This is a genomic window from Sphingobacterium sp. PCS056 (assembly GCF_023273895.1).
In the GTDB taxonomy this organism is placed as follows: Bacteria; Bacteroidota; Bacteroidia; order Sphingobacteriales; family Sphingobacteriaceae; genus Sphingobacterium.
On the sequence record NZ_CP096883.1, the window covers coordinates 3,566,269 to 3,578,218 of the forward strand.

Consider the following 11,950-nt stretch of genomic DNA (forward strand, 5'->3'; position numbering starts at 1 on the left):
AAGTTCACTTGTCCTATAATTTAATCTTCTAGATTAGTACGAGGTTTAGGGCCGCGCTTGTAGATAATCAACCCATTCAGGAAATTTCTTAACAACTGGTCACCACAAGGCTTAAAATTTGGGTGGTCTTCCTTACGGAATATTGCACCCAATTCTGTCTTTGTAATTCTGAAGTCCACCAGGGCCAATACTCCAACAATATCGTCGTCAGTAAATTTTAAAGCTACGCGTAGCTTTTTCATAATATCATTGTTGCTCATGGCGTAAATTTATGAAAACTATGCTAGAAAACCATAGCAAGTCGGTTGATATGAGTGAATCTGGTGGAATTTCTGAGAAACTGTTCTGTTAATACTGGATCTGGCACATTCCACCGGCCTATCTATTCGTCGTAAAAACGGGTACCATAATCTTACTGTCGTCGAACAAGTAAACAATCCGAAATCTATACCCTAATCCATCGGTGTATTAATTTAAATAAGTTATGAAGTGATTTTTTGGGTAGAGTTGCTGAAAGAACACTAATTTAAACAAGGAATATGATTATTTTCTACTCTTGCAATAACTGTTATAAGCATAAAAAAGAAGCAAAATCCTAGTTTTTTCTGCTCCTTTTTTAATTATAATGGTGCTCTGCATTCAACCTATAGTGCTTACTTACTCAGCAGATTGCTTCCAATACGATAAAAATAGATCCAGTAATTCGTCGATGTTCATATCAATTTCGGAAGCGGAATACATAATTTGCAATTCCTGAGATTGCTCTTCAAATGCCATATTCCAATACATTTTGGAGAGCCTCGTCTTATAGGATTCGGCATTTTTTAAATACACGACGACTAGCGTATCGCCGCCGACCTTATGTTTCTCTATGGCTGTAACATCTTTCCAGGCAATTGGCCCGATAGCTTTGGATAAAGGAGCTGATTTTCCACTTATCGTGTTTTCGTTGAATTCAAACATGGCAGATTTATCGTTCATGTTGATTAGGCTTTTAATGACTAGAATCAACATAATCAATAAAACTGCGCCACTACCAACTGCCACTTTTGCCTTAAAAATATGATCAAAAAGACCTAGTCCATAGATGAATACAGCGGCTAGCAGAATACAGATGGCAGCTGAACTTAATAGTAAATTTCTAGTTTTAATGGTATTTCTGTAGATTTTTATTTCTTTACTCATATATCAAATTGGAATTAATGAATAGCGAAAGTAATCAATTTTAAGGGGGGCAATGCTGATTAACTTATATTATTTCATTTTACCTTTATTTTTCCGCGTCTTACCGAGTTTAATATAATGTTAATCTAAATGTAATAATTAGATTAGGTTGTTTGTCTTAATTTTGAATCATCAAGTTAAAGGAAATAAAAACAACATCTATTTTTGATGGACTTATTGATAAAAGACTCATAACTAAAACAATAAAATAAAGACATTATGAAAACTTTAGTAAAAACATTTGCAGCAGCGGCATTGATCGCTATCAGTACTTTCGCTATGGCAGCTGGCAAACCCGACAAAAAAACAATCAATCTTTCTAGCGCGACTGATGCACTAGATCATTATGTTGATATCCTTACCGAAGGACAGTCTATCGGTTTAGAACAATTACTTGCGTCGGATTTCACTCAAAAGTCACAAGGTGCGAGCATAAAAACGAATAATCGCTCGGAAGTAATTGATTTTTTGAAAAAGCAAAAAGGGGAGAAATTAAACTGTAAAACGAGTACTGAGATTATTGAAGCATCTACAAATTATGCAATTGCTAAAGTTACGATGCAATTTGAAGGCTTTACTAAAAGTGATTTAGTAACCTTAATAAACGAATCTGGCGTTTGGAAAGTAACAGCATCAGTGACTTCTTATCAATAGAGAATTTCGTAAAAATCAAATCTTTAATATTAGGCTACATGATGGGATGTGGCCTTTTTTGGTTAATAAAACTTCGAGCACAGCTAATTTTATATCGAAAGCGAGCTTCCATTTTAATGATTGGAAGCTCGCTGTGGGCTTATAACTTCGTAGCTGTCATCTCGCCATTCTGGATCTTGGTCAAACCTATAACACTGCCCTTTGAATTGACCTGAAAAATAAGTGAAGCATCTAAATCTCGAGCGAAAAATTTGTGCTCTGCATATGGAACCAATTCTTTTTTATCATGTCCAACTTGTCCATACAGTTTATTGTTCTCTAGTATGACTTCAAATACCGGTCCTGGTTGAAATTGATAATCACCTACATATCGCTGCAACATCTGTAGGGACATCTCCATTTTTGACTGTAAACTGATCTTGACGTTTTTTCGATAACCATTGGATGCTATTCCTGTACCCTTTATTATAAAATCTGCGACCTTACCCTGTTTAGTTCTTTTAAAACTTAAGGTATTCAAACTATTTCCTAGTATAAATTGATCTTTTGCCGTTGGAACTAATCGCGTTTTTGTTCCTCCAGCGTTGAAATATACAAGATATCCGTCCTCTAATCGAATACGGTATTCCTCACCATTGTCTAATGTGTACACACCTTGATAAATTGTCAATTGAGCAGCTGTCATCATGAGCTCTTTTGTCATATAGGGTTTTTCTAATACGACAGCGAGCATTTTGGATGCGAGTATGTCAAGATCAGTAGGACTATCACTATTTCTAAAAATGGATATAGTGATCTGCTCTTCTGGTAAATAAGCTACATAGGTATAAAAACCGTTGATGACACCAACATGTTTGACATTCGGGGTTCCCTTTATATTACCGATTTCCCAACCATACCCGTACCCTGTTGATCTTCCATTGATGAGTGTATAGGAGGTAAAGGCATGTTTTAATGTTTCAGGTTTTAGAACCTGTCCATGATACAGGGCATGATACCAGATTTGGATATCTCCTGGAGTAGAGGCCAGTGATCCTGCTGCATACGGCAATGTCATACTCAAGTAATGGGCATTTTGATACCTACCATTTCTTTGAGAATATCCTGATACTCTTCCTTTAATAAGGTTAACGGGATGATCAAAATAGGAGTGTTTCATTCCCAGTGGCTTAAAGAAAGTTTCTTCGATATATGTGGCATAAGTCTGACCTGTAATTTTTTCAATGATGTAGCCTAAAAGGATATAACCTGAGTTGGAATATTTATAATTCGTCCCTGGTTCATATTCAAGCGGTTCATTTTTAAAAAGATTGATCAATGCTGCGGGGCTGAGGTCTTTTCTCTTTAATTCTTCTGTGAAGCTGGCCAGGCCAGTATAATTTTTCACTCCAGCAGTATGCGTGAGTAAGGCCTCAATAGCGATCATTTGATCTTTTATTGGAAAATCGGGAATGTATTGACGAATATCATCTTGAAGAGACAGTTTACCTTCTTCTGCTAGTTTTAAAATAGCACATGCTGTAAATTGTTTGCTGACTGATCCCAATCGAAATACATGATCGACCTGTAGATCAACATCGAGCTCCAAATTGGCCTTGCCTAATGCTTTTTGATAAAGAACCTGATCTCCTTTTGTGAGGTACAGGACAGTGCCAGGAGCATTGTTGGGAAGTCCATCGTTGACTAAGGAGTCCAATTGGTTGGTATGATCCTGCGCCGGACTTAATTGTGGAAAAAGAACTGAAAATCCAAGGCATAGCAATGCCATAAATGATGTTTTCATTTTATAAAATTTAGGTAAGTATGAAATTAAAATTGATTTTAGTGGTTATCCTAATCCTTTTTTTGCTTTTTTCGGATTATAAAGTATGATATGATCAGTGCTATCCCCAAACCAAGAAAAATACTGATGATCATGAGATGGACCTGATGTGTAGGGAATAGATCACTGAATAGCGTACCGCAAACAATACCCAGAGATATTCCAATACTGATGATCCCGAGCACTAATAAGAGAGGTGAAAAATCAGATTGACCGTTGAAGTAATCTGGTGGTAATGCTCTTTCGAGAATTTCCATCCGCTCCTTGTGCCTAGTGGTGAAATAATAATAACTGATTCCGAATATAACGAGTGATATGGATATAAATAGTGCTGCTGATGTAGTTTCCATTTTAAATTATTTAATGTTAATTTCTTAATAAGACTGAAAATCTTTATCATTGGTCACCAATGTGACCAATTTATTTTAAACGGAGTCTAAGCATGAGTAGAAGAAAATTAATCTATTGACAAGTATGCTATTTGGAAAGCCCCGTAAGAAAGAAGATTATTATTTGCAGCAGGCAATTCTGGGCGAACGCGAAGGGTTTGAATATCTGGTGGCTACTTATAGAAACTTGGCCTATACACTCGCGCTTAAAATTTGTGGTAATAGTGAAAATGCAGAAGAGGTGGTACAGGATGCATTTATGAAAGCCTTTAGCGCGCTATCTCATTTTCGTCATGCTTCAAAATTTTCAACATGGCTTTATAAAATAGTGTACTATACAGCACTAACAAAAAAGAACAATGAACGTCATGATACTACAGAACTTTATGAGGAATCTGGGGCGTCTGCATATATATTAGACGAAAAAAATGAATTTAATAACCTAGTTGTGGCTGATCGCAAGAAATACCTCACTTTAGCGCTCGAGAAGCTAGCAGAAGAAGAGAGAATGGTCATTACGCTGCATTATCTGGGCGAAAAAAGTATTTCGGAGATAGCGGAAATACTTGATATCGGGAAATCTGCCATTAAAATGAAATTGATGCGGGGAAGGAAAAAACTAGAGAAAACTTTAAAAGATTTATTGAATGATGAACTGAGGGATTTATTATGAAAAATAGAATATCAAGAGAAAATGATCCATTAGCAAGTATGCTAAACAAGGAATTAATGGATGTGCCTTCGAAAGAATTTTCGGATAAACTGCTCCATGCTTCCATGACGAGTTATAAGGTTAGTTACGCTATAAAATATCGTAAACAAGAACGTCTGGGAAAGGGTATCATGCTCATACTTGTTTTTTTTAATTTAATGATGTTATATCTGTTGAACCCGCTTGATCTGTCTCCTGTTGCTTCATTCAGTTTTCTGGCTACTGGTGTTGCCATTGGATCTCTATTTTTATGGATGCATATGAAATCAAACCGAAAGTCCTTACAGCTATTCCACGGACTTTTAGGAGGTAAATAATCCTTTATTGTACAAGTATGAGCACATGTAACGCTGAATCAATAGGAATGGATAAGTCCATCTAGCTGATCTAATCTGCATGGTCTTTGTCTTGACTTTTTATCGATCCCATTGGTTTCATATATGGGTGCATATTAAACTTGTATAAGTCAGAGATTTATTCTTTAACTTTACCAAACAAGTATTTTGATAGCAATATATGATGGGTAAAGTATGGTAGATCATGTACATATTTTTGATCAGTGGGTCGAAGAGTACAGCGGGGCACTCTTGAAACGTGCGCTATATTTGCTGTCGGATAGACAGGATGCTGAAGATTTGGTGCAGGATGTTTTTATTGCTGCTTTTGATTCTTATCCTAAATTTAAAGGAAATAGCGCTCCATTAACGTGGTTGATGCATATATTGAAAAACAAAGCTGCTGATTTTTATAGAAAGAAATATCGAAATAGTAACCCGATTAGTTTGGATTATTTTTTTGATGAGACCGGTTCATGGAGAGATACGGCTATGATCCGAGATTGGTCTTCTGAAGATCTCAACTTGATGGATGATGCAGAATTTATGGCAATAATGGAACATTGTCTCGAAGATCTACCACCTAAATGGAAGATTCCTGTGAAGCTGTACTATTTGGAAGAAAAAAAAGCAACTGTGGTTTGTCAGGAAATGGGAATTTCTTCGACTAACCTTTGGAAAATTCTTCAGAGAAGCCGTTTGCAACTGCGTGTTTGTTTGGAAAATAATTGGTTTAATACCCAAAATTGATCGATTGCTATGTTAAAAAGAATGATACATTTTTTACTACTTTCTTGTAGTCAGACTACATTGTTCATCGAAATGCAACAAAGTGGACAGCTTTCTTCTATTCAAAAATTAAGACTGAAATTACATCTTGCTATTTGCAAGTTGTGCAAAGCTTATCAAAAAAAATCTATCCGAATGGATAAAGTATTACGGCACCATGTACCTCAGGAGCATGCGATAGTATTTAATCCAATTGATCTTGAGCAACTTAAAAATAAAATTAGAGAAAAGATAAAAAATAACTAATGCTGCTGTCAGGATTTTGAAGTTAGTGCGACTATGGATATATCATATAATCAATACGTAGTACTTCAAAATCAATTCATATGTATGTAGCAAACAAAAATAGTAATTCGTATGTAGTGTCTTCAGTGGGATATTACATTTCTCTTTTTGGTTCGGTTCTTATACTCCTGTGGGTCGGAATTTTTAAATTTACCCCAACGGAAGCGCAGGCGATTAAACCTTTAATCGAAAATCATCCCATGACTGGCTGGATGTACAATGTACTGCATGTACAGACTGTCTCCAATATGATAGGTATGGTCGAAATTATAGTTGCTATTTTATTGCTATTGACTTTAAAATTTGAACAGCTAAAATTCTATACTGGAATGGGCATGTGTGTCATTTTTCTTATGACTCTCAGTTATGTATTTACTACTCCTAACATGTGGAGTGTCATAGATGGTGTGCCGCATACTGATTTTTTTATCCTTAAGGATTTGATGTATTTGGGATTTGGAATACAGTTAATGATATCTCGTAAACTTTAAAATAATAATACAATGAAAAATAGCTTAATCATCGTGGCATGTTGTATTTTGGTCGTTGCATTGACTGCAATGGGCTTTTCTATAAACAAAAAGGCAACAGCGCCTACAGGACAAACAAGTATGGAAATGAAGACAGATAACAAAACAAAAGAAATTTATTTTGCAGGAGGCTGCTTTTGGGGAACGGAACATTTTTTCAAACAAGTGAGGGGAGTGACGGGGACAGAAGTGGGTTATGCTAATGGCACGATTAAAAAACCTACTTATCAGGAAGTTTCCAAAGGAGTGACCGGTGCTGCTGAGACCGTAAAAGTTATTTATGATCCAGAAGTCATAGATCTCAACTTATTGATCGATCTTTATTTTAAAACAATTGACCCTACTTTATTGAATCAACAGGGAAATGATGTTGGTACGCAATATCGGACGGGTATTTTCTTCTCGGATAAAACGGATGAGGCTTTGGTCAAACAAAAGATTCAAGAATTGGGAACATTGTATCCGAAGAAAATTGTGGTAGAGTTTGGACCGATCAAAAGTTTCTATGATGCTGAAACCTATCATCAGGACTACTTGGATAAAAATCCAGGGGGGTATTGTCACATTGGACCCGATCTATTTGATCTAGCAAAAAAAGCAAACCCTCCTAAAGACGCTGATTATAAGAAAAAAGATCAAAAGACGCTTAAAAAAGAGCTTTCGGATCTGCAATATGAGGTAACACAAAATAATGCGACAGAAAGAGCATTTGAAAATGAATATTGGGATGAATTTAGAGAAGGAATTTATGTGGATGTTACGACAGGGGAACCGCTATTCGTCTCAACAGATAAGTTTGAATCGGGATGTGGATGGCCGAGTTTCTCAAAACCAATCAATGAAAAAATGGTTAAAGAACTTGCTGATAATTCCTATGGTATGAAACGTACAGAGGTACGTAGTAAAACTGGGGATGCACATCTTGGGCATATTTTTAACGATGGCCCTGCTGATAAAGGTGGTTTGAGATACTGTATAAATAGTGCCTCACTAAAATTTATTCCTAAAGAAGAAATGAAAGCAAAAGGGTATGGAAAGTATATCGCGCTGTTGGATAAAAAGAATGAAAAAGCTGCGAAATAATTGATTTCATTATTTTTTTGAATCAGAATCTGAGCTATTTATCGGTTTAACAGTAAGCCATATCGTAAGATATGGCTTTTTTTTGCGCTATATCGCGTTCAACGATGATTACCGTGTTTGCCTATTAAAATAAGTAATATGCCTCCAAAATGAAGCATAATGGTATACAGTCAACATCTTTACAAAAATATGAATCAATTGCATGGTCAATGAAGTACTTTTACTTAAATATTGATTCGACAAAACATGAAAAAAATAACAATTAAAAATACAGATCTGGACATTGCACCGATCAATTTTGGAGGTAATGTTTTTGGATGGACTTTGGATGAAAAGGAATCGTTTGACATTTTAGATGCTTTTGTTGCGGAAGGTTTCAATTTTGTAGATACGGCAGATACGTATTCTTGGTGGGTAAATGGAGTAGGGGGCCAATCTGAAACGATCATCGGGAAATGGATGAAAAACCGGAATAACAGGGAGAAAATGGTCATTGCGACAAAAGTTGGGTCGGAGACGAAAGAGCATGGTTTTGACATCAGCAAAAGGCATATTCTGAAATCTGTCGATGAGTCTTTACAGCGTTTAGGTACTGATTATATCGATTTATATTATACACATTTTGATGATAAAATAACTCCTATCGAGGAGACGTTATCAGCATACGATGAAATTATAAAAGCGGGTAAGGTACGTTATATCGCTGCCTCAAACCTTTCACCAGAACGATTAAGAGCATCCTTTGAAGTTGCTGAGAAAAACAATCTTCCGAAATACGTTGCGCTACAGCCGCACTATAATTTGATGGAACGCAGCTCCTTTGAAAATGATTATGCGCCTTTAGTCGAGCAATATCAGTTGAGTACTTTTCCTTATTGGTCTTTGGCAGCTGGTTTTTTAACTGGAAAATATAGAAATGAATCCGACCTGAGCAAGAGTGCTCGTGGGGAAGGTGTGCGTAAATATTTAAATGCAACTGGTCTGAATGTGCTAACGGCTCTTGATACAATAGCATTGAAATATGATACCCAACCCGCTACAGTAGCCTTAGCATGGTTGCTAGCCAATCCATTAATTACAGCTCCTATTGTTAGTGCAACGAGTAAAAATCAATTAAAAACACTGTTTGATGCACCTAAGATTTGTTTAGACCATGAAGATCTCAAGCTATTGAATGAAGTTGGCGAATAAGGCATGTTTTGATCGAAATGGTAGTAATCATCGGTAAATAGGGGCAAATCATGGTTATGAACAGGGGATCACATTTCGTTTGTTTATTTTTAATTAAATTGGAGCAAATGTGATTGATAATATCTGGAATAATATGAAAATAATATTAATCGTGCTGCTTGGTCTAATTGCTTTAATAATGATTTATCTAGGATTTAGATCAGATTTATTGCCGCCTATATTAACAGGAGTAGGCTTTTTCATCATAGCAACCTTATTTATCATTGGCGTGAAGAAATAGCTTCACGCCAATTTTGTCATGTATCCCACACAAATATATGGCTCAGTAGTAGGTATCTGTACGATCATCACTCCTGATTGTGCTAGATTTTTTTACTCAGCCTAAAAAACTCATTATATTGATGATGAATTATAGCAGATTTAAAGAGGATGCGATACGGCATGCTGCTATAGAGTTTGTGACACGGAGTTTTTCAAGTATATTTTGACGGTGTCGATTGACTGTATTAATACTGATGGAGAGAACATGGGCTATTTCCTTACTTCTTTTACCAAGTTTGATCAAGCGAAGAATTTCGATTTCGCGCTTAGATAGCAAATTATTACTTTCCTGATTTTCAGATTGAATGATCTGTCCAGTGACACTATTCACAATACAACCCTGGTAGGCTTCTGTATTTTCAGAGAAATGAGCAAAATTGTATAAACAGAGTGCTAACCAAATACTGCCATTGGGTGAATTACGTACATAATACATACGATGGGATATCCAGCTATATTGATTTTCATGATTGTACATTCTGATTTTACTGATCACATGATAATTATGCCGCTCCGTTAGTGGGACATGTTTTAGAAAATGAAAATATTGCAATTCCAGCATATGCTTTTTTATTAGATCGTCCGGATGAATAAGATTAAAAATAGCATCTTCCCAGATGGAATCAATCTCTACATTATGATCAGATATTCCCAATGTTTTGGCAAGACCACCTGCATAGATATAGCTTTTATTATTCTTAAGATCGCTTAAAACTGCTATAGCATTTTCGATGTGGGCATAAAATTGTGCGATATATCGGTACTGCTCCAGCTGTTTGGAGGGATCCACTTCTTGATCAAATACCTGCTTTAAAAGCTTTTCATTAAGGATTCCAGCAATATTATTCATTTCGTAAAAATGGTTATTTATCAGTATTGACAATCTTTATGTGCACGTATACCTTTGCTAAAGTAAAAAATTATAAGATTATTTGGATAAACTGATGAAGAAATTAATATTGGTCATCGTGACTATACTTTGGCAACAGTGGACAGTGGCACAAAATCTAACTAAAATGCAATGGTTTAATGAGCCAGCAAAGTGGGAAATAAAAGATCAGGCGCTCCATATGTTTGTCACACCACAGAGTGATTATTGGAGGATTTCACATTATGGTTTTACCGTTGATGATGCGCCATTTTATTATGGTACCTATGGTGGAGAATTTGAAACTAAAGTCAAAATTTCTGCTGACTACAAAGCTAGATTTGATCAGATGGGACTGATGCTGCGCATCGATAAAGAGAATTATATTAAAGCTGGAATCGAATTTGTCGACGGAAAATATAATTTAAGTACAGTAGTAACGCATCGTACGAGCGATTGGAGTATCATTAGTCTTGAAAATGCGGTACCGTATGTTTGGATAAAAGCTGTAAGACGCTTAGATGCTGTGGAGATCTTTTATTCATTTGATGACAAAAAATATACCTTAATGCGTAATGCTTATCTGCAAGATAATACACCGGTAATGGTTGGCTTGATGGCTGCATGTCCAGATGGTAATGGGTTTGATGCAACATTTGAAAACTTTTCTGTAAAACACCTAGCCGATCAAAGACGTCTTGAATGGTTAAAAAATCATGCCGACTAATAATCAATGCAACCGGCCAAAATAATGGTGTAAGGACGTGGTAAAAGAATAGAAACTATACCTAACACGCATTAAACACTAAATCCTAACGCCTAAATCGGATCATAGCCTTTATATTCCAATATAAGAATGTATGGTCGAAATCTGAAACGCCAACGTCATATGATGACGTTGGCGTTTTTACCATGCTATGTAGAGCTTTTTGGTTCATTTATGAGCGTCAATCACTTATTCAATTTCTTCACACAGCCTATATTCTTAACAATTTGATAACCTACTAAAAGGATTAAGCTGTTTATTTTTTAAATAAATTTGCCCGTGGTTTTCAAACCACAAAACCACAGGTGCAGAAGAGAAAACATATCAATTAACATGAATAAAATGGTAAAAGAAATTGAAGAAATCGTAGCAATGTCTAGGGGGGACGTAAAGGCTTTCAATGCATTGTATGCGCGGTACCATAAACCTGTACATGCAAATATTCTAAAATTAATCGATAATCGTGAATTAGCTACGGAAGTGTTGCAAGATGTTTTCTTATTGCTTTGGCAGAATCGATTTAAGATACAGGTAGATCGTCCTGTTGGAGGCTGGTTATTTGTTGTCAGTTATAATAAATCGCTTAATGTTCTACGTAGTAAGTTGAAAGAATCAGTTGCGTATATTGCCAATTATCCCGAAGAAGTTTATGCGGAGGAAGATAGTAGTATTCAAGAAGAAATTTTCAATAAGCAAATGGAAATCTTGGAAGAAGCCGTTGCCGTATTACCAAAAAGAAAACGGGAAGTATTTAAATTGTGTCGTTATGAGGGGCGCACAAAAGAAGATGTAGCTGATCTTTTAGGACTTAGCCCACAATCGGTAGCAGATTATCTCAAACAATCGAACAAAGCCATCAGAGAATATGTCGCTAAGCAATACCCTGCTTATGCAGAAAGATCATTACTCATCGTCTTTCTTCTCGCGAATCTTTAATTTTTTTGAGTCACTCCCTATTGCCTTATCTCTGGAACATTCCGA

At 36.0% G+C, this 11,950-nt stretch carries 15 protein-coding genes and 1 pseudogene; 11 read left to right on the forward strand and 5 right to left on the reverse strand.

What is annotated here, in order from left to right; all coding sequences use genetic code 11:
• Positions 1-20: 20 nt before the first annotated feature.
• Positions 21-242 carry a DUF1456 family protein gene (locus MUB18_RS14850; RefSeq protein WP_228115900.1) on the reverse strand — a complete coding sequence of 74 codons (222 nt, stop codon included), beginning with the start codon at positions 240-242 and terminating at the stop codon, positions 21-23.
• Between the two features lie 415 nt (positions 243-657).
• Positions 658-1,185, reverse strand: a complete 528-nt coding sequence (locus tag MUB18_RS14855; RefSeq protein ID WP_248753655.1) for an STM3941 family protein — start codon at positions 1,183-1,185, stop codon at positions 658-660.
• 258 nt (positions 1,186-1,443) lie between these two features.
• Between MUB18_RS14855 and MUB18_RS14860 the strand changes: the two genes are divergently transcribed.
• Positions 1,444-1,878, forward strand: a complete 435-nt coding sequence (locus MUB18_RS14860) for a nuclear transport factor 2 family protein (RefSeq protein WP_045753869.1) — start codon at positions 1,444-1,446, stop codon at positions 1,876-1,878.
• 139 nt (positions 1,879-2,017) lie between these two features.
• Here MUB18_RS14860 and MUB18_RS14865 read toward each other — a convergent pair whose 3' ends face one another.
• The gene (locus MUB18_RS14865) at positions 2,018-3,661 is read right to left on the reverse strand and encodes a serine hydrolase (protein WP_248753656.1); all 1,644 of its coding nucleotides are present in this window, start codon (positions 3,659-3,661) and stop codon (positions 2,018-2,020) included.
• 50 nt (positions 3,662-3,711) lie between these two features.
• Positions 3,712-4,050, reverse strand: coding sequence for a DUF6249 domain-containing protein (locus MUB18_RS14870; RefSeq protein ID WP_248753657.1), 339 nt, complete (start codon positions 4,048-4,050; stop codon positions 3,712-3,714).
• 124 nt (positions 4,051-4,174) lie between these two features.
• On the opposite strand from MUB18_RS14870, the gene MUB18_RS14875 reads away from it, so the two are divergent.
• The 8 genes and pseudogenes from MUB18_RS14875 to MUB18_RS14905 all read left to right on the forward strand — a co-directional run bounded on the left by MUB18_RS14875 (position 4,175) and on the right by MUB18_RS14905 (position 9,014).
• Complete coding sequence (locus MUB18_RS14875) at positions 4,175-4,762, forward strand: RNA polymerase sigma factor (RefSeq protein WP_248753658.1); 588 nt, start codon at positions 4,175-4,177, stop codon at positions 4,760-4,762.
• Positions 4,759-5,118 carry a hypothetical protein gene (locus MUB18_RS14880; protein ID WP_045753867.1) on the forward strand — a complete coding sequence of 120 codons (360 nt, stop codon included), beginning with the start codon at positions 4,759-4,761 and terminating at the stop codon, positions 5,116-5,118. Before MUB18_RS14875 ends, MUB18_RS14880 begins: the two co-directional genes overlap by 4 nt.
• A gap of 213 nt (positions 5,119-5,331) precedes the next feature.
• Positions 5,332-5,886 (forward strand): sigma-70 family RNA polymerase sigma factor, encoded by a 555-nt coding sequence (locus MUB18_RS14885; protein ID WP_248753659.1) that lies wholly within the window; start codon positions 5,332-5,334, stop codon positions 5,884-5,886.
• A gap of 21 nt (positions 5,887-5,907) precedes the next feature.
• A complete protein-coding gene (locus tag MUB18_RS14890; protein ID WP_248753660.1) occupies positions 5,908-6,171 on the forward strand; it encodes a hypothetical protein in 264 nt (87 codons plus the stop codon).
• An 80-nt stretch (positions 6,172-6,251) separates the two neighbouring features.
• A complete protein-coding gene (locus MUB18_RS14895; RefSeq protein WP_248753661.1) occupies positions 6,252-6,701 on the forward strand; it encodes a DUF417 family protein in 450 nt (149 codons plus the stop codon).
• Between the two features lie 126 nt (positions 6,702-6,827).
• Positions 6,828-7,292 (forward strand): annotated as a pseudogene (gene msrA / locus MUB18_RS22030) (peptide-methionine (S)-S-oxide reductase MsrA); the annotation flags it as partial.
• Between the two features lie 12 nt (positions 7,293-7,304).
• Positions 7,305-7,823, forward strand: coding sequence for a peptide-methionine (R)-S-oxide reductase MsrB (msrB, locus tag MUB18_RS22035; protein WP_346569878.1), 519 nt, complete (start codon positions 7,305-7,307; stop codon positions 7,821-7,823).
• Positions 7,824-8,069: 246 nt separating this feature from the next.
• Positions 8,070-9,014, forward strand: a complete 945-nt coding sequence (locus MUB18_RS14905) for an aldo/keto reductase (protein WP_248753662.1) — start codon at positions 8,070-8,072, stop codon at positions 9,012-9,014.
• 409 nt (positions 9,015-9,423) lie between these two features.
• Here MUB18_RS14905 and MUB18_RS14910 read toward each other — a convergent pair whose 3' ends face one another.
• A complete protein-coding gene (locus tag MUB18_RS14910; RefSeq protein ID WP_248753663.1) occupies positions 9,424-10,185 on the reverse strand; it encodes a response regulator transcription factor in 762 nt (253 codons plus the stop codon).
• A 94-nt stretch (positions 10,186-10,279) separates the two neighbouring features.
• On the opposite strand from MUB18_RS14910, the gene MUB18_RS14915 reads away from it, so the two are divergent.
• Positions 10,280-10,930, forward strand: a complete 651-nt coding sequence (locus MUB18_RS14915) for a DUF1349 domain-containing protein (protein ID WP_094772156.1) — start codon at positions 10,280-10,282, stop codon at positions 10,928-10,930.
• A 372-nt stretch (positions 10,931-11,302) separates the two neighbouring features.
• Positions 11,303-11,905, forward strand: a complete 603-nt coding sequence (locus MUB18_RS14920) for an RNA polymerase sigma factor (RefSeq protein WP_248753664.1) — start codon at positions 11,303-11,305, stop codon at positions 11,903-11,905.
• The last annotated feature ends 45 nt before the right edge of the window (positions 11,906-11,950 follow it).

Bases quoted from the DNA above. Each gene is read 5' to 3' on its own strand.
- MUB18_RS14905 (WP_248753662.1), top strand. From the start codon at position 8,070: ATGAAAAAAATAACAATTAAAAATACAGATCTGGACATTGCACCGATC.
- MUB18_RS14855 (WP_248753655.1), bottom strand. From the start codon at position 1,185: ATGAGTAAAGAAATAAAAATCTACAGAAATACCATTAAAACTAGAAAT.
- MUB18_RS14860 (WP_045753869.1), top strand. From the start codon at position 1,444: ATGAAAACTTTAGTAAAAACATTTGCAGCAGCGGCATTGATCGCTATC.
- MUB18_RS14865 (WP_248753656.1), bottom strand. From the start codon at position 3,661: ATGAAAACATCATTTATGGCATTGCTATGCCTTGGATTTTCAGTTCTT.
- MUB18_RS14890 (WP_248753660.1), top strand. From the start codon at position 5,908: ATGATACATTTTTTACTACTTTCTTGTAGTCAGACTACATTGTTCATC.
- MUB18_RS14915 (WP_094772156.1), top strand. From the start codon at position 10,280: ATGAAGAAATTAATATTGGTCATCGTGACTATACTTTGGCAACAGTGG.
- MUB18_RS14850 (WP_228115900.1), bottom strand. From the start codon at position 242: ATGAAAAAGCTACGCGTAGCTTTAAAATTTACTGACGACGATATTGTT.
- MUB18_RS14885 (WP_248753659.1), top strand. From the start codon at position 5,332: ATGGTAGATCATGTACATATTTTTGATCAGTGGGTCGAAGAGTACAGC.
- MUB18_RS14895 (WP_248753661.1), top strand. From the start codon at position 6,252: ATGTATGTAGCAAACAAAAATAGTAATTCGTATGTAGTGTCTTCAGTG.
- MUB18_RS14875 (WP_248753658.1), top strand. From the start codon at position 4,175: ATGCTATTTGGAAAGCCCCGTAAGAAAGAAGATTATTATTTGCAGCAG.
- MUB18_RS14910 (WP_248753663.1), bottom strand. From the start codon at position 10,185: ATGAATAATATTGCTGGAATCCTTAATGAAAAGCTTTTAAAGCAGGTA.
- MUB18_RS14920 (WP_248753664.1), top strand. From the start codon at position 11,303: ATGAATAAAATGGTAAAAGAAATTGAAGAAATCGTAGCAATGTCTAGG.
- MUB18_RS14870 (WP_248753657.1), bottom strand. From the start codon at position 4,050: ATGGAAACTACATCAGCAGCACTATTTATATCCATATCACTCGTTATA.
- MUB18_RS14880 (WP_045753867.1), top strand. From the start codon at position 4,759: ATGAAAAATAGAATATCAAGAGAAAATGATCCATTAGCAAGTATGCTA.